Source organism: Bradyrhizobium sp. 215_C5_N1_1 (genome assembly GCF_052075935.1).
GTDB classification, from domain to species: Bacteria; Pseudomonadota; Alphaproteobacteria; order Rhizobiales; family Xanthobacteraceae; genus Bradyrhizobium; species Bradyrhizobium barranii.
Genome location: NZ_CP197228.1, coordinates 8,554,393 through 8,575,427 on the forward strand (window position 1 = coordinate 8,554,393; position 21,035 = coordinate 8,575,427).

At 64.8% G+C, this 21,035-nt stretch carries 17 protein-coding genes; 6 read left to right on the top strand and 11 right to left on the bottom strand.

Annotation, left to right across the window (positions count from 1 at the left end; all coding sequences use genetic code 11):
- Nucleotides 1-1,395 carry an OmpA family protein gene (locus AB7G19_RS41305; RefSeq protein ID WP_085399612.1) on the bottom strand — a complete coding sequence of 465 codons (1,395 nt, stop codon included), beginning with the start codon at nt 1,393-1,395 and terminating at the stop codon, nt 1-3.
- A gap of 164 nt (nt 1,396-1,559) precedes the next feature.
- Here AB7G19_RS41305 and AB7G19_RS41310 point away from each other — a divergent pair, with 164 nt between their 5' ends.
- On the top strand, nt 1,560-2,618 hold the full coding sequence (locus AB7G19_RS41310) for a polysaccharide deacetylase family protein (protein WP_085399611.1): 1,059 nt from the start codon (nt 1,560-1,562) through the stop codon (nt 2,616-2,618).
- A 228-nt stretch (nt 2,619-2,846) separates the two neighbouring features.
- Nucleotides 2,847-3,647, top strand: a complete 801-nt coding sequence (locus AB7G19_RS41315; protein WP_085399610.1) for an SDR family oxidoreductase — start codon at nt 2,847-2,849, stop codon at nt 3,645-3,647.
- A 194-nt stretch (nt 3,648-3,841) separates the two neighbouring features.
- On the opposite strand, the gene boxB is transcribed toward AB7G19_RS41315, so the two are convergent.
- The 5 genes from boxB to AB7G19_RS41340 all read right to left on the bottom strand — a co-directional run bounded on the left by boxB (nt 3,842) and on the right by AB7G19_RS41340 (nt 10,343).
- A complete protein-coding gene (gene boxB / locus AB7G19_RS41320; protein WP_441268862.1) occupies nt 3,842-5,278 on the bottom strand; it encodes a benzoyl-CoA 2,3-epoxidase subunit BoxB in 1,437 nt (478 codons plus the stop codon).
- Nucleotides 5,279-5,407: 129 nt separating this feature from the next.
- Nucleotides 5,408-7,096 (bottom strand): 2,3-epoxybenzoyl-CoA dihydrolase, encoded by a 1,689-nt coding sequence (boxC, locus tag AB7G19_RS41325; RefSeq protein WP_085399609.1) that lies wholly within the window; start codon nt 7,094-7,096, stop codon nt 5,408-5,410.
- A gap of 116 nt (nt 7,097-7,212) precedes the next feature.
- Nucleotides 7,213-7,740, bottom strand: a complete 528-nt coding sequence (locus AB7G19_RS41330) for a DUF309 domain-containing protein (protein ID WP_085399608.1) — start codon at nt 7,738-7,740, stop codon at nt 7,213-7,215.
- 18 nt (nt 7,741-7,758) lie between these two features.
- Complete coding sequence (locus AB7G19_RS41335) at nt 7,759-8,577, bottom strand: alpha/beta fold hydrolase (protein WP_085399607.1); 819 nt, start codon at nt 8,575-8,577, stop codon at nt 7,759-7,761.
- Between the two features lie 224 nt (nt 8,578-8,801).
- A complete protein-coding gene (locus tag AB7G19_RS41340; RefSeq protein WP_085399255.1) occupies nt 8,802-10,343 on the bottom strand; it encodes a benzoate-CoA ligase family protein in 1,542 nt (513 codons plus the stop codon).
- A 28-nt stretch (nt 10,344-10,371) separates the two neighbouring features.
- Between AB7G19_RS41340 and AB7G19_RS41345 the strand changes: the two genes are divergently transcribed.
- A complete protein-coding gene (locus tag AB7G19_RS41345; protein WP_441268863.1) occupies nt 10,372-11,388 on the top strand; it encodes a helix-turn-helix transcriptional regulator in 1,017 nt (338 codons plus the stop codon).
- A gap of 267 nt (nt 11,389-11,655) precedes the next feature.
- Entirely contained in the window at nt 11,656-12,051 is a 396-nt protein-coding gene (locus tag AB7G19_RS41350; RefSeq protein ID WP_085399253.1) for a group II truncated hemoglobin, read from the top strand.
- Nucleotides 12,052-12,115: 64 nt separating this feature from the next.
- Here AB7G19_RS41350 and AB7G19_RS41355 read toward each other — a convergent pair whose 3' ends face one another.
- The 4 genes from AB7G19_RS41355 to AB7G19_RS41370 all read right to left on the bottom strand — a co-directional run bounded on the left by AB7G19_RS41355 (nt 12,116) and on the right by AB7G19_RS41370 (nt 15,329).
- Nucleotides 12,116-12,376 (bottom strand): hypothetical protein, encoded by a 261-nt coding sequence (locus tag AB7G19_RS41355; protein WP_085399252.1) that lies wholly within the window; start codon nt 12,374-12,376, stop codon nt 12,116-12,118.
- Nucleotides 12,327-14,060, bottom strand: a complete 1,734-nt coding sequence (ybaL, locus tag AB7G19_RS41360) for a YbaL family putative K(+) efflux transporter (RefSeq protein WP_135215214.1) — start codon at nt 14,058-14,060, stop codon at nt 12,327-12,329. The genes AB7G19_RS41355 and ybaL overlap by 50 nt, the downstream gene beginning before the upstream one ends.
- 82 nt (nt 14,061-14,142) lie before the next feature.
- Nucleotides 14,143-14,475, bottom strand: a complete 333-nt coding sequence (locus AB7G19_RS41365) for a PRC-barrel domain-containing protein (RefSeq protein ID WP_085399250.1) — start codon at nt 14,473-14,475, stop codon at nt 14,143-14,145.
- 68 nt (nt 14,476-14,543) lie between these two features.
- The gene (locus AB7G19_RS41370) at nt 14,544-15,329 is read right to left on the bottom strand and encodes an IclR family transcriptional regulator domain-containing protein (RefSeq protein ID WP_085399249.1); all 786 of its coding nucleotides are present in this window, start codon (nt 15,327-15,329) and stop codon (nt 14,544-14,546) included.
- A 111-nt stretch (nt 15,330-15,440) separates the two neighbouring features.
- On the opposite strand from AB7G19_RS41370, the gene AB7G19_RS41375 reads away from it, so the two are divergent.
- Nucleotides 15,441-16,799, top strand: coding sequence for an aromatic ring-hydroxylating dioxygenase subunit alpha (locus AB7G19_RS41375; RefSeq protein WP_085399248.1), 1,359 nt, complete (start codon nt 15,441-15,443; stop codon nt 16,797-16,799).
- A gap of 163 nt (nt 16,800-16,962) precedes the next feature.
- Nucleotides 16,963-18,399 (top strand): glutamine synthetase family protein, encoded by a 1,437-nt coding sequence (locus AB7G19_RS41380; protein ID WP_085399247.1) that lies wholly within the window; start codon nt 16,963-16,965, stop codon nt 18,397-18,399.
- 312 nt (nt 18,400-18,711) lie between these two features.
- Here AB7G19_RS41380 and AB7G19_RS41385 read toward each other — a convergent pair whose 3' ends face one another.
- Entirely contained in the window at nt 18,712-21,003 is a 2,292-nt protein-coding gene (locus AB7G19_RS41385; protein ID WP_135215215.1) for a TonB-dependent siderophore receptor, read from the bottom strand.
- Between the last annotated feature and the right edge of the window lie 32 nt (nt 21,004-21,035).

The following is a 21,035-nucleotide window of genomic DNA, read 5'->3' on the forward strand; positions in this document are numbered from 1 at the left end:
TCACCTCACCAGAAATTCGATGCGGCGGTTCTGCGCCTTGCCTTCATCGGTGTCATTGCCGGCGAGGGGTTGCGTGGCGCCATAGCCGACCGGAGTGAAGCGGGTGGCCGGCAGCCCGGCCTTGACCAGATAGTCGATCACGGCCTGCGCGCGCTTCTCCGAGAGAGCCTGATTGAAGGAGTCCTCACCGTCGGCATCGGTGTGCCCGGCCACCTCGATATTGGTGGTGGGGCAGCGCAGCGCCGTCTCGATCAGGTGGTCGAGAATGCCGGCGGAATCCGGGTCGATGTCGGCGCGTTTCGTTGCGAAGCGGATCTTGCCCTTGTTCAGGAGCTCCGTGAACAATTGCTGGCAGACCGTGCCGTCGACCGGGCCCGCGGCAGGCTTCACCGTAATCTCCGGCTTGTACTGCCAGTTCTTCGGGAAGTCCTTGCCGAGGCCTGCGCGGATGTCGTTGGCGGCCCCTTCATAGAGCGCGTCGCCCGACAGCTTCACCTCGCGATCGGACACCACGAGCGTACCGGTCGACAGCCGCGACAGCCCGCCGAGCGCTGTGACCACGGCAGTATTGAAGGAGCCGGGTGCGCCGACGCTGGCCTTGAGATTGTCGACGACCTTTTCGGTGAAGAACTTTCGCGAGGCACTCGTTGCAATGGCCGCGTGCACGTTGTTGTCAGGCACGTAGCCCGTCAGCGTCACGGTCGCGGCGACCGGGTCCTTGTAGGCCTGGAAGATGTAGGGCGGCGCCTTGACATCGTTGGCGGCGACCGAAAAGCCCTCCGGCAGGTTCTTGAGCGCGGCCGCGATCGCCTCACGGCCGCCGAGGTCGCGCGCCATGCCCGACAGATTGACCTTGGTGTCGGTGATCGTGATCCTGCCGTCCTTGAGCTTGCCGATCTGGTCGAGCAGCAGCATCGCGGCCGCCTCGAACCGCGGCGGCGCGCCGCGCGCGAGACCCATCTGATCGGCGACCTCGGTCCCGTTGACCTCCTTGCGCGCGGCCTCGGTCAGGCGCGCCTTCATCGACGGCAGGGGCGCGGAGCCGGACAGCGTCACCCGCACCACGTCACGCTCGGCATTCCAGACGAAGGGCGTTGCTTCGGGAACAAGGCGGGTCCGGTCGTCGACCAGGCGCACGCCCGGGACGAGCTCGACCGCCATCACGGCATCGCGGCGCCCCTCCTCGGAAAAGGCGTCCGCGGCCAGGCCGACGTCCCGGCCGTCGACCGCGATCCGGGTCTTGTCCAGAACGGTCTCCTTGAGCGCGGCCGAGCTGCGGGCGGATAGGTCCGCCTCGACCGGCAAGGTATTATTCCAGGCCGCAAATCCCCACATGACGGCCAGGGGGATCAGCCCTGGCCACCATTTGCTGGCCCACCTGAAAAGCTTCTGCATTCAACGACCCGAACTCTGGAACCGGAGACAAAACAAACCCTTGGCGGGCTGTCAAACCGGAAATGATGCCCTTCCGAAGGCCATGCGTCGACAATTGGAATAACTTTTTCTTCAAGGGTTCTTCCGTAAGTTGAAAGTGGAATGCCAGAGTTCGCCAGCCGGTCATGAAACAACTCCGAAACAACGTCATCCGCGCCGGGCTGGGGGCACTCTATTTCAGCGGGGCGCACCACCTGTTGCGCCCGCTCTTGTCGGGCGTCGGCGCCATTTTCATGCTGCACCATGTGCGGCCGGCCCGCGAGGCCGCGTTCCAGCCGAACCGGCACCTCGAAGTCACCCCCGATTTCCTGCGCGCCACGCTGAGCCATTTGCGCTCGCGCGGGATCGACATCGTCAGCATGGACGAGCTGCATGAGCGGCTGGTGCAGGGCCGGTTCACCCGCCCCTTCGCCGCCTTCACCCTCGACGACGGCTACCGCGACAATCTCGAATTCGCGCTGCCGGTTCTGCGCGAATTTGACGCGCCCTTGGCCGTCTATGTCGCGAGCGAGTTTGCCGAGGGCACCGGACGTCTGTGGTGGACCGCGCTGGAAACCGTGATCGCGAAGGCCGAACACATCGACATCCAGATCGGCAATTCCGCGCTGCGGCTGGATGCAACGACCCCCGCCGCAAAACAAATGGCGTTCGACCGCCTGCACGATTGGCTGCGCGCGCTGCCGGGGGAACATGATCTCAAGCGCGAGATCGAGGCGCTCTGCGCCAGATACGACGTCGACATGGCCGCACTGTGCCGCAGCCTGTGCCTGTCCTGGGACGAGGTGAAGGCATTTGCCGCCGATCCGCTGGTCACGATCGGCGCGCACACCATCAGCCATTGCAATCTCGCCAGGCAGAGCGAGGGGATCGCCGCACAGGAGATGGCGGTAAGCCGCGCGCGGATCGAGCAGGCGCTCGGCCGTACCGTGCTGCACTTCGCCTACCCCTATGGCGACCGCGAAGCCGCGGGCGAGCGCGAATTCGCTCTCGCTGCATCGGCCGGCTTCAAGACCGCGGTGACGACCCGGCCCGGCATGCTGTTCGCAGAAAATGCCGGCCACATGACCGCGCTGCCGCGCGTCTCGCTCAACGGCAATTACCAGGACGCGCGAATTTTGCCGGTGCTGACCTCAGGCGCCGCGACCGCGATGTGGAACGGCTTTCGCCGGATTGCGGCGGCGTAGCCACGCTGTCGTCCCGGCGAACGCCGGGACCCATACCGCGGAATCCATCGATTACATTTGGTAGAAGTACCGAACGACGAGTCTTCGCCAAACTACTCCCTGTGGTTATGGGTCCCGGCGTTCGCCGGGACGACACCGAGTGAGTTGGACCGCAGCCGCGCCACTCTCGCGCCTTCCTTGACTCCCCTCTCCGCCGCGCTCAAAACGTCGCCAACCAAGGGAGGCTCCATGTTCAACGATCTGTTCTCGCTCAAAGGCCGTGTCGCGCTCGTGACCGGCGGGTCGCGCGGCATCGGCAAGATGATCGCGGCGGGCTTCCTCGCGCAAGGCGCGGCGAAGGTCTACATCACCGCGCGCAAGGCCGGGCCGTGCGAGGCGACGGCGAAAGAGCTCTCCGCCCAATATGAGGGCGAATGCATCGCGCTGCCGATCGACATCTCGACCATCGAAGGCTGCGACAGGCTGGCCTCCGAGATCATCAAGCTGGAGCCGAAGCTCGACATCCTCGTCAACAATGCGGGCGCAGCCTGGGGCGCGGAGTTCGACGAATTCCCGGAGAGCGGCTGGGACAAGGTGATGGACCTCAACGTCAAGTCGCTGTTCTTCCTGACCAAGGCACTGGCAAAGCCGCTGCGCGCGGCGGCCTCGCACGAGCGGCCGGCCAAGGTGATCAACATCGCCTCGGTGGACGGCATCTTCGTCAATCCGAGCGAGACCTATTCCTACGCCGCCAGCAAGGCCGCCGTGATCCATCTGACGCGGCGCATGGCGACGAAGCTGATCAAGGACAACATCAACGTCACCGCGATCGCACCGGGCGCGTTCAAGTCCGACATGAACCGCGCCGCGCGCGACCATGCGGACGAGGTCGCCAAGCGCATTCCGGCGCGGCGTATCGGAACCGATGAGGACATGGCCGGCGTGGCGATCTATCTCGCCTCGCGCGCGGGTGATTACGTGGTCGGCAACACCATCGCGGTGGATGGCGGCGTGGTGTACGCGAATGCGGGGCTGGAGATCGCCGGGTAGGCGGGGCGTTTCAGCACAGAGCGCGCGTCACACTCCGCAGTCATGCCCCGGCTTGACCGGGGCATCCAGTACGCTGCAGCGTCTCGATCTATCTCTGCCGCCTCTGGAATACTGGATCACCCGCTCCAGTGCGCAATCGCGCACAAGGCGGGTGATGACACCATTTGCGTTGTGCGAGGGTCGAACCCTGACTCTTACGACTCGATCTTCACGTACTCGAAATCGCCGGGCTTGTTGTCGATGCCGACCTTCGGCGGCGAGATCCAGGAGGCGAACTTGCCGGTCTCGGTGACGGGCTGCATCAGCGAGGTGATGAAGTCGCCGTCGGCGGTCGAGGGCAGCCACTCGTCCTTGCGCTTCGCCCAAATGGCATCGTCGATCAAAAGACCATCCGGCGTCGCATGGATGCCCTTGAACTCGCCGATATGGCGATGGAAAGCGACGTTGGGCAGTTTGAGCTGGAAGTTATAGCCGGCGGTCGAGATCACCTTGTTCCAGCGCAGCATGCCCTTGACGCAGTCCTGGCTGTAATCGTCGCGCAGGCGCATGTTGAGCGCGGTCAGCGCCGGCTCGTCTACCAGCTTGATCTCGCCGTCGATGAACTTGAGCACCGGATAGGTGGCGTTCTTGAGCTGGTGATCGTCGTCGATCTGGGTCTCGTGATAACGGCCCTTGATGCCGGTGTTGAAGGCGTTGGCCGCGTTGGTCGAGACCTCCGAGCCGAACAGGTCGAGCGACAGCGTATAGTGCAGGTTCAGCTTCTTCTGGATCGTCGGCAGGTCGATCACGCCGAGCGCGCGAACCTTTGCGATGTCGGTGGGATCGGTGATGCCGGCTTCGCGCATCGCGTCACAAGTGCGCTGCACGACGCGGGTGATGCCGGTCTCGCCGACGAACATGTGGTGCGCTTCTTCCGTCAGCATGAAACGGCAGGTGCGCGACAAGGGATCGAAGCCCGACTGCGCGAGCGAGTGCAGCTGCATCTTGCCGTCGCGGTCGGTGAAGTAGGTGAACATGAAGAAGGACAGCCAGTCCGGCGTCGCCTCGTTGAAGGCACCGAGCATGCGCGGCGCATCGGCATCGCCCGAGCGACGGCGCAGCAAGTCATCAGCTTCCTCGCGGCCGTCGCGGCCAAAGTACTTCTGGAGCAGATAGACCATCGCCCAGAGATGACGGCCTTCCTCGACATTGACCTGGAACAAATTGCGCAGGTCGTAGAGCGAGGGCGCGGTCTTGCCGAGGTGGCGCTGCTGCTCGACGGAAGCCGGCTCGGTGTCGCCCTGGATCACGATCAGGCGGCGCAGCATGGCGCGATACTCGCCCGGGACTTCCTGCCACGCAGGCTCGCCGAAATGCTCGCCGAACGGAACGACGCGATTTTCCTCCTGCGGCGCAAGCAGGATGCCCCAGCGATAGTCGGGCATGCGGACATAATCGAACTTGGCCCAGCCGCGCGGATCGACGGAATAGGCGGTGCGCAGATACACCAGCGACTCCTGAAAGCCTTCCGGCCCCATGTCGCTCCACCAGTCCATATAGCCGGGATGCCAGCCTTCCAGCGCCTTCAGCACCTGGCGGTCTTCGGCGAGATTGACGTTGTTGGGAATCTTGGTCGAGTAGTCGACGTTCATGATGTTCATGGTGGACCTCCCGTGGGGGACTGATTCATTCAACGATTGGCATCGAACCGTGAGCTTGCGAATGGCGAATGGTGAGTAGCGAATGGAAATCCCTATTCGCCATTCACCACTCCCTACTCGCTAAACTCTCGTCATATCGAATTTCGGCTTCTGGCCGCTGCCGTAGCGGCGCAGCGCGCCTTCCTCGCCGACCGCGTTCGGGCGCTGGAAGATCCAGTTCTGCCACGCGGTCAGACGCGAAAAGATCTTCGATTCCATCGTCTCGGGGCCGACGAAGCGCAGGCTGGCTTCCATGCCGGTGAGGCTGTCCGGCGAGAAGCTGGCGCGCTCCTCGAGGAACACGCGCACCTCGTCGTCCCAGTCGATGTCGTCGAGCGCGAAGGTGACGAGGCCGAGCTCTTCCGCCTGCTCGGCGTCGAGCGCGGTGCCCATGGTAGCTTCCGCACGCTCGACGTCGGACGGATCGGCCTGGAAGCGCGATTCCAGCCGGGTCAGGCCGTGGCTCATCGGATACGGACCGAAGTTCATGGCCGACAATTCGATCGACGGCGGCGGACGGTTGTCGCCCTGGCGCGTGCCGATCAGCATGTAGGAGCGGTCGGCGGCGAAGACGAGCTCGGCGAGCGTGCCGGCAAAGCAGGAGCCGGGCTCGACCAGCGTCACCAGCGTGCGCGAGGTGACGTCGATGCGCTTCAGCACGCGCTTCCAATAGTGCCTGATTTCGTTGACCAGCCAGTGCGCCTTGTTGGCTTCGAGGAAGGCATCGGATGCCAGCACATGGGCGCGGTCGCCATGGCTCTTGAAGACGAGCATCGCAATCTCGAGCTCGTTGATGCGCAGATGCAGGATGGCGTCGTCGAGCTCGCGCGCGACCTGGAGCGGCCAGAACGAAGGCCCCTGCGCCATCATGCCGTCGATGTCGGCCGGCGGAGCGGCCTCCGGCGCCTTGATCGAGATGGTGGCGATGCGCGCCGTGCGATCGATGTCGACGCTGACAAAACCGTAGCGGATGCTGGTCTCGTCGATGACGCGCCTGAGCGGTGTCAGCGCAATACCTTTGCCGGTGCCCTTGCGCTTCGACTGGCCTGCGAATTCCTTGGCGCGCTCGGCGACCTTGGCTTCAAGTTTGGAGTTCGGCGCGATCTCGTCGACGAGGCGCCACTGCACGGCGCGCTTGCCCTTCACGCCTTCCTCGATGGTGCAGAAGAAATCGGCGTGGTCGCGGCGCACCTTGCGCTTGTCGACGACGCGGGTGAGGCCGCCGGTGCCCGGCAGCACCGCGAGCAGCGGCACTTCCGGCAACGCGACGGCCGACGAGCCGTCATCGGCGAGGATGATGTGGTCGGTCGCGAGCGCCAGCTCATAACCGCCGCCGGCGGCCGAGCCGTTCACCACCGTGATGAAGCGCTGGCCGGAATTCTCCGAAGAGTCTTCCATACCGTTGCGGGTCTCGTTGGTGAATTTGCAGAAGTTCACCTTGTGGGCATGGGTCGAGCCCGCAAGCATTCGGATGTTGGCGCCGGCGCAGAACACGCGGTTCTTGGCCGAGCGCATCACCACGACCTTCACCTCGGGGTGTTCGAAACGCAGGCGCTGGACGACGTCCGCCAGCTCGATGTCGACGCCGAGATCGTAGGAATTGAGCTTGAGCAGATAGCCTTCGAACAGGCCGCCATTCTCGTCGACGTCCATGGTCAGGGTGGCGACGTCGCCATCGACCGCGAGCTTCCAGTGCTTGTAGCGGGACGGTTCGGTCTGGAAATCGATGAATGTCGCGCCGCCTGCGAGGCGCCGATCTTCCCCGGCCATGGGCCACCCTTGAGCTTGGTTATGCGTTTTGGCTGTAGCGTTAGATGCACAATAGTGCATCTTTTTGAAAGCGTCTAGCCCTTAACGGCCATCGCATGCACTTTGTTTCATGAGACCTATTGAGACCGCACAATGGCGCCCAGGGTGATCCAGTCCGCCTTCGAGAGTTCGGAACGGCCCAGCTTGGCCTGGAGCAGAGCCGTCAGCGCCGGAATGGGGAAGCTCTCGACAAAGCCGTCGCCGCCCGCGGCCGCCTTGCGCGAGTTCAGCGCCCGCAACTCCGCCTGCGCGTCGCCGAACAGGCGCGCGGCCGAATGCAGCCGCTGCATGCGCAGTCGCAAATTGGCATTGGCGATGTGAATGCAGGCACGCAGCAGGATGCGCTCGCGGCCGCCTTGCGGGGCTGCGGCCCACACCGCTTCCAGCACCTCCTGCGATTCCCAGAAATAGCCGCGATCGTTGAGCGCCAGCCCGTAGCGCAGCGCCGGATGGCGCGCCGGCACGTAGCCGCGGAACGCCGGGGGCACCAGCGCCTTGGCCAAATCAAGCGTCTCGTAATCCGCGTCGACCCCGTCGGTCTCGCCCGGCACATAGGCCCATCGCGGCCACGGCAACGGGCCGCTCGCATCCGAAGGCACATTCATGGATGTGCCTCCGCAGGATCATGCGGCGCGTCCCTGAAGTCCCTGATCGTCGCGCAGGGCCGCTCTTGCAAATTGCTCAATCGCGTCAAGCGTCGCCCTCGGCGCTTCACGATGCGGGGAATGTCCCGCGTCTGAAATAATTTTCAAATCTACCGGACAGTAACACTCTTCCTGCGCAATTTCGACCTGTCGCAATGTCCCATATTGGTCGTCCTTGCCCTGCACGACCAGGATGGGAACGCGGATGTAGGCGAGATATTCCGAAATGTCCCAGTCGCGGAACTTCGGATCGAGCCAGGCGCCGTTCCAGCCGTAGAAGGCGTTGTCGACATCCCTGTGCCAGCGCGCCAGCTTCGCCTTGAGGTCGGTACTCTCGAAGGTCGTCTTGATCGCTGCGATGGATTTCACCGAGATATCCTCGACGATGAAATGCGGCGCCATCAGCACGAGGCCGTTCAAGCGGTGATCCTGATGCGCGCCGGCATAGATCGTCGCGATCGAGGCACCGTCGGAATGGCCGAGCAGGAGGCCGCGCTTGAAGGAAATCGCGTCGAGGATATTCGGCAGCACATCCAGCGCCTCGCGCTGCATGTAATCGAGCGGCCGCGGCAGCGTGACCGGGCTCGACTGGCCGTAGCCCGCGCGCGAATAGACGAAGATGCCGGCGCCGGTGGCTTGCTGCAGCTTCTCGGGCAAGTCGCCCCACAGGTCGACGGAGCCGAGGCCTTCGTGCAGCATGACGATGGTGGGGGCGTCAGCGGCTTGTGGCGCGAGCCATTTGTATTCGAGGCTGGCGCTACCGATGGTCAGGAAGCCGGTGGGGGTGAGGTTGGTCATGGTCGTATTCCTGTTCGCTCCGTCTGTACCCTCCCCTGGAGGGGGAGGGTCGGCTCACATCGAGCGCAGCGAGATGTGAGACGGGGTGGGGTGACAGTCTCTCGGCGGATGCGGTGCCCGAGTGGAGAGATCACCCCACCCCGCTTCGCATTGCGCTTCGCTCCATGCGAAGCGACCCTCCCCCTCCAGGGGAGGGTCAGCAAGCGAGCCCGCCGCTTGCACGCTCAATTCGCCCCTTCCCGCAACTTGAACCGCTGGATCTTCCCGGTCGCCGTCTTCGGCAGCGACTCCACCACGTCGATCCAGCGCGGATATTTCCACGGGCCGATCTTCTGCTTGACGTGCTCCTTCAGCATCTCCTGCAAGTCCGCCGTCGCCGCACCCGGACGCAGCACGACGAAGGCCTTCGGCTTCAGCAGGCCTTCCGGATCGGCTTCCGGCACGACGGCGGCTTCCAGCACGGCGGGATGCGTGATCAGCGCGCTCTCGACCTCGAACGGCGAGACCCAGATGCCGGACACCTTGAACATGTCGTCGGCGCGGCCGCAGAAGGTGTAGCGGCCTTCGCCATCGCGGACATATTTGTCGCCGGTGCGGGTCCACGGACCTTCAAAGGTGCGGCGGCTCTTGTGGCGCTGGTTCCAGTAGCCCTCGCCGGCGGAGGGCGCATCGACCAGCAGCTCGCCGACCTCGCCGTCGGCGACATCCTGGCCGGCCTCGTTGACGAGCCGCACCGCATAGCCCGGCACCGGCTTGCCGGAGGAGCCGTATTTGATGTCGCCGGGCGCGTTCGACAGGAAGATGTGCAGCAGCTCGGTCGAGCCGACGCCGTCGAGGATATCGACGCCGAAGCGCGATTTCCAGCTGTTGCCGACGGATTCCGGCAGCGCCTCGCCGGCCGAGGTGCAGATGCGCAGCGACTTGCCGCCGCGCTCGGCCTTCATCGTCTCGTCGTTGAGCATCGCCGCGAACAGCGTCGGCACGCCGTAGAAGATCGAGGGATTGTACCTGTTCATCAGGTCGAACATGCGCGCCGGCGTCGGGCGCTCGCTGTTCAGCACCACGGTGGCGCCGACCGACATCGGAAAAGTCAGCGCATTGCCGAGGCCATAGGCGAAGAACAGTTTTGCCGCAGACAGGCAGACGTCGTTCTCGCGGATGCCGAGCACCTGGCTCGCATAGGTGTCCGCGGTCGCCTGCAAATTCGAATGGATGTGGCGCACGCCCTTGGGCATGCCGGTTGAGCCCGACGAATACAGCCAGAATGCGGGCTCGTCGGGATGCGTCGCGGCGGTCGTGAACTGGTCGCTCTCGCCGGCGAGCTCTTCCGCGAGCTGCTTGTGGCCGTTCATCTTGGCGCCGGAGACCACGACGTGCTCGAGATCCGGCATGCGGCCAACGACGTCCTTGATAACAGGATAGAGCGCTTCGGAGACGAACAGCACCCGCGCGCGGCAATCGGCGAGGATGTAGGCGTATTGGTCCGCGGTCAGCAGCGTGTTGAGCGGCACCGGCACAATGCCGGCACGGATCGCGCCCAGAAACACGATCGGGAAATCGACCGTATCCAGCATGATCATCGCCACGCGCTCCTCGCGGCGGACCCCGAGCCGGCGCAACATGTTGGCGGCACGCCGGGTCTCGCGCTGGAGCTCGCCATAGGTGAGCCGCGAGACGGTGTCGTCGAAGACGAGCTTGCCTCCCCTGCCGTCCTCGACGTTGCGGTCGAGCAGCCAGGTCACCGCGTTATAGGATCCCTCGCTCACGGACTTCTCCCCCGAATTTAGAATTATAATTCATAGAAAGACACCGCGGCGGCTTGCTGTCAATGCTGGCAGGCATTATGTTTCATTAAAACGCGCCGCAGGACACCCTCTCAAGAAGGCCCATGATCTGCAGTCCATGACCGACAGTCCCGACGCCGAATCCCGATTTCTCGAACAGCTCGGCCAGCGCGTGCGCACCATGCGCGCGCTGCGCGGCATGTCGCGCAAGGTGCTGGCCAAGGTATCAGGGATTTCGGAGCGCTACATCGCGCAGCTCGAGAGCGGCAAGGGCAACGTCTCCATCGTGCTGCTGCGCCGCGTCTCCGACGCGATGGGCGCGCATCTCGAGGACCTGCTTCCCTCGGCCGATCCGACGCCGGAGTGGCAGATGTTTCGCGATCTCCTGCGCAAGGCGACGCCGGCGCAGATCGCTCAGGCCAAGGACGTTCTCGCCGGCGGCAGTGCGTCGGCGCCGCGGCGCGCGCCGTTCTGCGGCATTGCGCTGATCGGCCTGCGCGGCGCCGGCAAATCGACGCTTGGGCGGATGCTGGCGAAGAAGGTCGGCTGGAGTTTTGTTGAGCTCAACAAGGAGGTCGAGCAGCAGAACGGGCTCTCGGTCGCCGAGATCATCGCGCTCTACGGCCAGGAAGGCTTTCGCCGCATGGAGCAGGCAGCGCTGCAACAGCTGCTCGCGCGCAACGAGCTGATGGTGCTGGCGACCGGCGGCGGCATCGTGTCGGAGCCGTTGACCTTCGACCAGATCCTGTCGTCGTTCTACACGATCTGGCTGAAGGCCGAGCCCGAGGAGCACATGGCCCGCGTGCGCCGCCAGGGCGACCTGCGCCCGATGGCGGACGACCGCTCCGCGATGGCCGAGCTGCGCAACATCCTGCTGAGCCGCGAACCGCTGTATTCGCGCGCGACGGCGGTGGTGGATACGGCAGGGCTGTCGGTCGATGCGGCGGCTGCAAGGCTGATCGATGCGGTGCGGCCGGTGCTGCAGAACGAAGCCGGGAGTTTCGGCCTGCGCAGCGTGGCGCTGTAGGGCGATCCGCGCGCGCCGACCTCCGCTGCGTTCCCTCCCCCCTTGCGGGGGAGGGTTCGGGAAAGGGGTCCACACGGGGACTCCATCACTCGCGCAACGCGCTTCTTCTTCGCGACAACCAACACCATTTCCTGGGCGACCCCTCTCCCCTGCCCTCCCCCGCAAGGGGGGAGGGAGCAGAGCTGAGCGCGCAGCTACGCCATGCGTCCCCTTTTCGTTTCGCAAAGGGAGACGATATGAAGAGCCTTGCACCAGACAGGACTCACGATGACCTCCAGCGACGTCACCACCTCCATGTTCGAGCGGATCGGCGGCAGCGGCACGATCGACCTTCTGGTCGACCGCTTCTACGACCGCATGGACAAGCTGCCGGAGGCGAAAATGATCCGCGCGATGCACGCGGATGACCTCGGACTGATCAGGGACGTGCTGAAGCGCTACCTCACCGAATGGACCGGCGGCCCAAAACTCTATTCCGTCGAGAAGGGCCATCCACGGCTGCGGCAGCGGCATATCGGCTTTGCCATCGGCGACGCCGAGCGCGATGCGTGGCTGCTCTGCATGCGCGGCGCGCTGGACGAGACGGTCACGGACGCTGCCGCGCGGCAAGACCTCGACAAGGCGATATCGGGCCTGGCCGACTGGATGCGCAACCGACAGTGACACAGAGCGCGAGTTGGGGACGCGGTGGGTTACGCCAGCGGACTGCGCTTCGCGCAGTTGCAGGCTAACCGACCCTGCGCAATCCCACCCTGTCATTGCACGCGTCAAACACCGAGTGATCCAGCGCCTCGGCCACAAAACCCGCCACATAAATCAACGCCAGGATTGCCGCGGAGATCGCCACCGTCTCCGCATGCGCGAGCCCCCACCGCAACAACCGCTGCAACAATGTCGGCTGCGGAAAGCGGTAGGTCTGGCCCTGCGGCGTGATCAGGTCAAACGACCGAACCGGCCTCGAGCGGACGGGGATCTTGCTGGGCAGCATCTGGAACTCTCCTCTCCAGCTCCTCGATCATGCCGCGCGCGATCTCCCGCTCGCCCATGATGACGACATCCGCCCCCAGCCCCTTCAAATGATCGACCTCGGCATCCGCATGCGCCCGCGCGATGATGCGGATATCCGGATTGGCCGCACGCGCCTGCTGCACGATCTGCCCTGCCTCGAACGCCTCGGGGATCGCGATGACGAGATGCCGCGCCCGTGACGGATTGGTGGCGCCGAGAATTTCGGGCTGCGCGGCATTGCCCATGACGGTCTCGATGCCGCCCTGCTTCAGCTTCGCCAGCGCACTCTCGCCGACCTCGGCGACAAGGAACGGCAATTGCCGCTGTTTCAGGGCATCGCCGACGAGCGCGCCGACGCGGCCATAGCCGATCACGATCGTATGGTCGGTCAGGTCCGTGGTGCGGATCGGTTCGGGCACGGCGGCCGCGGCCTGCGGTGAATCCCGGCGCGGGTCGAGACGCGGCGCGAGCCAGGTGGCGGCCGCGAACATCAGCGGGTTGAGCATGATGGAGAGGATCGCGCCGGCCATGATCAGGTCGCGACCGTCGCTGGGCAGGATCTGCGAGGCGACGCCGAGCTCGGCCAGGATGAAAGAGAACTCGCCGATCTGCGACAGGCTCGCCGAGATCGTCAGCGCGGTCGCGACCGGATGCCGGAACAGGACCACGATCAGGAACGCCGCGAGTGATTTGCCGAGCATGATAATCGCCAGCGTCGCCAGCAGCGGCCAGGGCTCGCGGACCACGCTCATCGGATCGAACATCATGCCGACCGAGACGAAGAACAGCACGGCGAAGGCATCGCGCAGCGGCAGCGATTCCTGCGCGGCGCGTGCACTGAGCGGCGATTCCCGCAGCATCATGCCGGCGAAGAACGCGCCCAGCGCCAGCGACACGTCGAACAGCTTCGTTGCCCCGAATGCGATGCACAGCGCAATCGCAAGCACGCCAAGACGGAACAATTCGCGCGAGCCGGTATGCGCGATATAGTGCAGGATCCAGGGGATCACCCGGCGCCCCACCACCAGCATCAGCCCGATGAACACGATGATCTTGGCCAGGGTCAGCATCACGATGCCGGCAAGCCCGAAGCCAGCCTGCGCGGCCAGCGGCTCGAAGGCTGGCTTGTCGCCGCCGCTCTGAAGGCTTGCGATCGCCGGGAACAGCACCAGCACGAGCACCATCGCGAGGTCCTCGACGATGAGCCAGCCTACCGCGATGCGGCCGCGATCGGTCTCCATCAGGCGCCGCTCCTGCAGCGCGCGAAGCAGGACCACCGTGCTCGCGACCGACAACGCCAGTCCGAACACGAGTCCCGCACCAACGCCCCAGCCCATCAGCCATGCAAGGCCGAGCCCCATCAGTGTGGCGACCGCAATCTGCACGACGGCGCCCGGAACGGCGATGCGCCGGACGCTCAGCAGATCCTGGAGCGAAAAATGCAGGCCGACGCCGAACATCAGCAAGATAATGCCGAGTTCGGCGAGCTCGGTCGCAAGTGCCTGGTCGGCGACGAAGCCTGGCGTGAACGGGCCGACGGCAACGCCGGCAAGCAGGTAGCCGACAAGCGGCGGAATGCGGAACCGCTGCGCTATAGTTCCAAGTACGAAGGCGAGTCCAAGTCCGACGACGATGGTGGCGATGAGAGGTGTGTCATGCGGCATTTTTGCCTTTTGACACAGAGCGCGCGCCGGCGCACCGCGACCAAGTGAGGCGGCTCAGCGCGCGACGCCTGCAATCGCGCCGTCAGATCGACCAATAATTTGGGTGCGCGTAGGGCTGCGAACGATCGCCCCAGTCAAATTCGTCGCCGTCGAACTCGCACGGTCCGCTGGCGAGTTCGTCCTGCGTCACCTCGACACGAAAAGCCTGCCGCGCGGGATCGTATTTCAGCGCGCCCCACTGCACCGGATAATGGTGGTGCGTGCCGAGCAGCCCGCCAGTCCTGATCACGGCGTAGGCGACCGTGCCGGTCACCTTGTCGAGCATCAGCCGCTCGATCGAGCCGAGCTTCGCGCCGTCGCGCCCGTAGACGCCGACGTGCTCCACGCGATCACTGGGAACCATGGTGTGTTTCATGGCGTCCTCCCTGTTGTCTTGCGTGACGAGATTATAGGCCCGCGGACGCGCGGCGCCAACGATCGTTGCTATAACAGCTGCGACCGCACGGACTCCGCGCCCTCGCGGAGCAGCGGAAGCAACCGGTCGACCAGCTCCCCTGCCGGCACGCGGTCGACATGGGCGCCCATGTTGATGGCGGCGACGATCACGCCGTCGTAGCGGCGCACCGGAACCGAGATCGAGCGGAAATGCGGCTCTGCCTCGCGATCGACCAGCGAATAGCCTTGGTCGCGATCGGCTGTGATACTGGCCAGCAGCGCCTTGGGATCCGTCACCGTCTGCGGCGTCAACATCTCGCGCTTCATTGTCTTCAGGCGTGCGGCAAGCGCTGCGTCATCGAACTGCCCGAGCATGGCGCGACCGACCGAGGTGCAGAACGCCGGCAGCCGGTAGCCGATCTCGAGCCCACCCGAAAACATCCGCGCCGGGCTGCTGCGCGCGACAAACACGACGTCGTCGCCATCGAGCACCGCGAGCGAGGAGATTTCCTGCGCTGCCGTGGCGACGCGATCGAGCACCGGCTGAAGCACGGCGACGAGCTGGCTGGAGCGCAGGTAGGACGCCGCGAGCGTCAGCACGTGCGGCGTCAGCGAGAACAGCTTTCCGTCGCCGGCGACGAAGCCGCCGCGCTGGAGCGTGAACAGCATACGCCGCGCGGTGGCGCGCGGCAGCTCTGCGGCCCGGGCGAGATCGCTCAGCGTCATCGGGCCGGTGGTCGCGCCGAAACATTGCAGCAGGCGCAGGCCGCGATCGAGGCTCTCGACGAAATCCGTCGCCCGCTCGTCGTTTTCGCTGCGCTTCAGCTTGGGCATAGGTTCGGGAACATCCTGCAAAATATTGCTTGCCGCCGGACCAAGGCATGGCATAATTCGCCCATTCGTTCAATAGGCGAACAAACGCCTCTCCGACAAAGGACGCCCGCCATGATGAGCCAGGAGCAGAACGACCTGATCACCCGTACCGGTCCGAAGGACCCCTGCGGCAAGCTGATGCGGAGCTACTGGCAGCCGGCGGCGCTGGTCGACGAGCTGGAGGGCGCGCGCCCGATCCGTCCCGTCAAACTGCTCGGCGAGAACCTGGTGCTGTTCCGCGACGAGAGCGGACGCTACGGCCTGATCGATCGTCACTGCGCCCACCGCGGCGCCGACCTCGCCTTCGGACGTCTCGAACATGGCGGCCTGCGCTGCGCCTTCCATGGCTGGCTGTTCGACGCCACTGGCCAGTGCATCGAGACGCCGGCCGAGCCGAAGGACTCAAAACTTTGCCAGAACATTCGTCAGCGTTCCTATCCCGTGGTCGAGAAGAGCGGCATCCTCTGGGCTTATCTCGGCGAGGGTGAGCCGCCGGCATTTCCGGAGCTCGACTGCTTTGTCGCGCCCGGCACGCACACTTTTGCGTTCAAGGGCCACATGGCCTGCAACTGGCTTCAGGCCCTCGAGGTCGGCATCGATCCCGCGCACGCCTCCTATCTGCACCGCTTCTTCGAGGACGAGGATACGTCGACGGCTTACGGCAAGCAGTTCCGCGGCGCCTCCGCCGGCAGCGACCTGCCGATGACAAAGATCCTGCGCGAATACGACCGGCCGATCATCAATGTCGAACACACCGAATATGGCCTGCGGCTGATCGCGCTGCGCGAGATCGACGAGGAGCGCACCCATGTGCGCGTCACCAACCAGCTCTTCCCGCACGGCTTCGTCATCCCCATGAGCACGGAAATGACGATCACGCAGTGGCACGTGCCGGTCGACGACGAGAACTGCTACTGGTACGCGATCTTCACCAGCTACACCAACCCGGTCGACAAGCAGAAGATGCGCGATCAGCGGCTCGAGCTCTATGAGCTGCCCGACTACAAGTCGCGCAAGAACCGCGGCAACGATTACGGCTTCGATCCGCACGAGCAGGCGACCGCGACCTATACCGGCATGGGCACCGACATCAACGTGCACGACCAGTGGGCGGTGGAATCGATGGGCGCCATCCAGGACCGCACCAACGAGCATCTCGGCTCGAGCGACAAGGCGATCGTGCAGTACCGCCGCCTGCTGCGGGCTGAGATCGAGAAGGTCGGCGGCGGCGAGAAGCCGATGCTGTTCCTGGACGAGAGCAGGGCGCGCAGCATCCAGGGACCGGCCACCATGGACGGCATCGGGCCGACCCAGGGTTGGGAGCTCTACTGGATGGAGGTCGACGTCAAGCGCCGCCGCGGCGCACCTTGGGCCGCGCCGGTGCCGAAGGAGATCGCCGACAACGTGCACCGGCTGACGGCGGCGGAGTGATAATGCCGTCAATCAGCGGCAGGCGCCACATACTCCACTGTCATGCCCCGCGAAGGCGGGGCATCCAGTACGCCGCGGCCTCTCGTGGACACGTCGCCGTCTCTGGAATACTGGATCGCCCGCCTTCGCGGGCGATGACAGCACGGACAGAAGGAGCAACCGAGTGACTTTCGTCGCGCGTCATGCGCTGTGGTCGGATGAGCAGAGGGACGCCGCAGCGCGCCTGCGCCGCATCGTCGAGGAAAAGAACCTCGAGGTCATCCGCCTCGCCTTCCCGGACCAGCACGGCATTTTGCGCGGCAAGACCATCATCGCCGCCGAGGCGATCGCCTCGCTGGAGAGCGGCTGCTCCATCACCACGACCATGCTCGCCAAGGATACCTCGCACCGCACGGTGTTTCCGGTGTTCACGTCAGGCGGCGGGTTCGGCATGAAGGAGATGGAGGGCGCGGCCGACGTGTTGATGGTCGCCGACCCAACCACGTTCCGCGTGCTGCCATGGGCGCCTGCGACGGGCTGGGTGCTCTGCGATCTCTATTTTGGCGACGGCCGTCCCGTGCCATTCGCGACCCGCGGCCTCTACCGCAAGGTGCTCGATGATCTCAGCGGCCGCGGCCACGATTTCGTCGCCGGCCTCGAGGTTGAATTCCACATCTTTAAGCTCGACGACGCGCATATGCGGCCCGAGGATGCCGGCCAGCCCGGGACGCCGCCGTCGGTGAGCCTGCTCAGCCACGGCTACCAATACCTCACCGAGCAGCGCTTCGATCAGATGGAGCCGGTGCTGGAGATCCTGCGCCGCGATATCGTCGCGCTCGGACTGCCCTTGCGCTCGGTCGAGGTCGAGTTCGGGCCGAGCCAGTGCGAATTCACCTTCGCGCCGAAGAAGGGGCTGGAGCCCGCCGACAACATGGTGCTGTTCCGCTCCGCCGTGAAGCAGATCGCGCGTCGCCACGGCTATCACGCCACCTTCATGTGCCGGCCGAAACTGCCGAACGTGTTCGCGAGCGGCTGGCATTTGCACCAGTCGATCGTCTCGCGCGCGTCTGGCGAAAATCAGTTCATGGCGAAAGACGGCAGCGAGCCGCTCAGCGCGTTCGGCCGGGCGTACCTTGCCGGCCTGCTCGACCATGCCCGCGCCTCGACCGTGTTCACCACCCCGACCATCAACGGCTACAAGCGCTACCGCTCCTATTCGCTGGCGCCGGACCGCGCGATCTGGGGCCGCGACAATCGCGGCGTGATGATCCGGGTGCTCGGCGGCGCCAATGATGCCGCAACGCGCCTGGAAAATCGCATCGGCGAGCCCGCCGCCAATCCCTATCTCTACATGGCCTCCCAGATTCTCTCGGGCCTCGACGGCGTCGACCGCAAGCTCGACCCCGGCCCGTCCGCCGACACGCCCTACGAGACCAAGGCGCCGCCGTTGCCGAAGAGCTTGCGCGATGCGGTCGCCGCGCTGAAGGACGATCCGTTCTTCCGCGAGAAGTTCGGGCCCGAGTTCGTCGACTACTACACCCACATCAAGAATGCCGAGATCGACCGCTTCCTGTCGGAGGTGACCGACTGGGAGCACCGCGAATATTTCGAGGTGTTTTGACGGAGATACGTCTCACGCCCGCGTGAGGCGACTTCGTCCGGTCTGTTCCGACGACATCACGGCGCTCGCCGACGAAGCCATTTTCCCTGTCCCTCGAAAACGGCCGGAAAGACTGGGGGCCTAATATCCTGCATGTGATCAACAGTGGAGTTCGATCATGTGGGTTCAATTGTTCAGCCTGATCTACCGCCTCTCCTGCCGGACCACCTTGGTTGAAATCGGCACCCACCACCTGGCGCGTTAGTCGCCGGCGCCAGCGATTTGGGTAAGACATATTGACCGGATAACCGGGGTTCTCATGCGCAAGCTGGTTCACCAGCGATAGCCGAGCGTTGCGATGACGGTCAGCGGCGCGCCACGGTAGCAGTAACCGACTTGGCACGTGGTGTAGTGCAGATTGAACAGGTTCTTGGCATTGACCTGGAACTGGAGGCCCTTCAGCTCCTTCATCGCCTGGCCAAAATCATATTTCAGCGCTGCGTCGATCAGGGTTACCGAGCTGTTCTTGAACGTATTCGCATCATCGCCGTAGCTCCAGGACATGTAACGCGCGCCGCCACCGACGCTCAATCCTGCAAACGGTCCGGCCAGCGGCAGGGCATAGTTCGCCCACAGCGTCGCCGTGTGCGGAGGATTGCCCGAGGGAAACTTGCCGATCAGCGAGTCGTCAGCGGCCTGCTTGGTCACCATGTCGAGATAGGTGTACGACGAGGTGATGTCGAAACCACCGCCCAGGCTAGCAAGCGCCTGCAATTCGAAGCCGCGGCTTTGAATCTCCCCGCGCTGGACCGTCACGCCCGTCCCCGTCGTGACCAGGCCGCCGTCCTGGGTCAAATCGAACACCGCCGCGGTAATGAAGCTCCTCGTGCCCTGCGGCTGGTACTTCACACCGACTTCGGTCTGCTTGCCGGTGGTCGGCTTGAAGAAGGCGCCCGACGGATCGACGCCGAGATTGGGAAAGAACGAGGTTGAGTAGGCGACGTAAGGCGCAACGCCGGAATCGAACACATAGGTCAGCCCGGCTCGCCCGCTATAGGCCTGATCGGACTGCGTCTGCCGGGTCAGCGCGAACAGATCCTCACCCGTGGTGCTGACCCAGTCGCTGCGGCCGCTCAATGTGAGAATCCAGTGATCGAGCCTGGCCTGGTCCTGGATGTACACGCCGGACTGGGTCTGTCGCTGCTGCGTCAAGGACGAGATCGCGGGATCGGGAATGGATTCCGGCGCGTAGACCGGCGCGGCCAGATTGAGGTCGGAGACGCCGAAGCCGAATCCCTGCTTGTCGTTGAACTTCGACGCGGTGTAGTCGGTGCCGACCAGGAGCGTGTGCTGCACGGGCCCGGTCGATAGCTTGGCCTCGACCTGGTTATCCATGATGGCCGATTGCAGCGTGTCGTGGACGTAGCCGGTATAGCGCGAGACGACATTGCCCACCGGCGCCCCGAGAAAGCCCACATAGCGGGTGACCGCGTCGACATCGACGTAGCGGAATTTCTGGCGGACGGTCACGGCGTTGTTGAACGCATGCTCGAACAGGTAGCCCACGCGTCCCTGCTCCTGGTTGAGCGAATTGTAGGACGGGCTGCCCGTGAAGATGTCCGTGGCGGTGCCGGTGCCCGTGGAGTAGGTGAACATGGATCCGGGCGTCTTCGACTTCTGATAGGACCCGAGAATCGTCAGGGTCGTCGATTGATCCGGCTTCCAGGTGACGGCGGGCGCGATGTAGGTCCTGTTATCCTTGCCGCCCGGCACGAACACGTCCGCGTCGCGCACCACGCCGGTCAGCCGATAGAGGAATTGACCGTTGGCATCGACCGGACCCGAAAGATCGAAATTGCCCTGGACGCGATCGCGGTCGCCAAACACCGTTTGCGCCTCGTGAAACGGCTGGCTGGTCGGCAGCTTGCTCGACAGGTCGATCAGTCCGCCGGGCGAGCCGAGCCCGTAGAGTGCCGAGCTCGGCCCACGGACCACGGTGATGCTGTCGACCCCATAAGGCTCGGTCTTGAACACGCTGAGACCTGCTCCGACGAGGCGCAGGCCGTCGAGATAAACGCCGTTATAAGTGATGTCGAAGCCGCGGATCGCGATCGCGTCGAAACGCGGATCGTAGCCGGAAGCATCGATACGGACGCCGGGTTCGTAGCCAACCGCCTCCGTCAGCGTCTGGACGGCGCGGTCGTTGAGCTCCTTGCGCGTCACGACCGAGATCGACTGCGGCGTCTCGAGCAACGGCGTGTTGGTCTTGGTACCCGCCGAACTGCTGTCTGCAACATAGCTGCTCTCGCTCGACGCGTTGGCGCGACCGACACCGGCCTCGCGCGCGCCCGAATTTCCGGCTGGCGCGGGCCCGGCATTGCGTTGCGTCGCGATGCGGCCGCGCGACGACTGCGAAGCTCGCTGCGCGGGCTGGGTGCGCGGACGCGCCTGGATCGGTGCCTCCACCGTGACGGGAGGCAATGTCGCCGCCGTCGACGTCGAATTGGTCCCGGAGGTCTGTGCGACCGACGGCGTTGCGTGCAGGACTATTCCCAGGCCGGCCGCTCCCAGACCAGTTCTCGCCATCCGTTCCCAGCCGAGCGTCCACCCGTCGTTGCGCGTCATTGTCTTCCCCGAGTTCCGTGTTCGAACAACCC

What these genes read in the sequence shown, in the direction of transcription:
- AB7G19_RS41305 (WP_085399612.1), bottom strand. Translation starts at nt 1,395, where the DNA reads ATGCAGAAGCTTTTCAGGTGGGCCAGCAAATGGTGGCCAGGGCTGATC.
- AB7G19_RS41310 (WP_085399611.1), top strand. Translation starts at nt 1,560, where the DNA reads ATGAAACAACTCCGAAACAACGTCATCCGCGCCGGGCTGGGGGCACTC.
- AB7G19_RS41315 (WP_085399610.1), top strand. Translation starts at nt 2,847, where the DNA reads ATGTTCAACGATCTGTTCTCGCTCAAAGGCCGTGTCGCGCTCGTGACC.
- boxB (WP_441268862.1), bottom strand. Translation starts at nt 5,278, where the DNA reads ATGAACGTCGACTACTCGACCAAGATTCCCAACAACGTCAATCTCGCC.
- boxC (WP_085399609.1), bottom strand. Translation starts at nt 7,096, where the DNA reads ATGGCCGGGGAAGATCGGCGCCTCGCAGGCGGCGCGACATTCATCGAT.
- AB7G19_RS41330 (WP_085399608.1), bottom strand. Translation starts at nt 7,740, where the DNA reads ATGAATGTGCCTTCGGATGCGAGCGGCCCGTTGCCGTGGCCGCGATGG.
- AB7G19_RS41335 (WP_085399607.1), bottom strand. Translation starts at nt 8,577, where the DNA reads ATGACCAACCTCACCCCCACCGGCTTCCTGACCATCGGTAGCGCCAGC.
- AB7G19_RS41350 (WP_085399253.1), top strand. Translation starts at nt 11,656, where the DNA reads ATGACCTCCAGCGACGTCACCACCTCCATGTTCGAGCGGATCGGCGGC.
- AB7G19_RS41355 (WP_085399252.1), bottom strand. Translation starts at nt 12,376, where the DNA reads ATGCTGCCCAGCAAGATCCCCGTCCGCTCGAGGCCGGTTCGGTCGTTT.
- ybaL (WP_135215214.1), bottom strand. Translation starts at nt 14,060, where the DNA reads ATGCCGCATGACACACCTCTCATCGCCACCATCGTCGTCGGACTTGGA.
- AB7G19_RS41365 (WP_085399250.1), bottom strand. Translation starts at nt 14,475, where the DNA reads ATGAAACACACCATGGTTCCCAGTGATCGCGTGGAGCACGTCGGCGTC.
- AB7G19_RS41370 (WP_085399249.1), bottom strand. Translation starts at nt 15,329, where the DNA reads ATGCCCAAGCTGAAGCGCAGCGAAAACGACGAGCGGGCGACGGATTTC.
- AB7G19_RS41375 (WP_085399248.1), top strand. Translation starts at nt 15,441, where the DNA reads ATGATGAGCCAGGAGCAGAACGACCTGATCACCCGTACCGGTCCGAAG.
- AB7G19_RS41385 (WP_135215215.1), bottom strand. Translation starts at nt 21,003, where the DNA reads ATGACGCGCAACGACGGGTGGACGCTCGGCTGGGAACGGATGGCGAGA.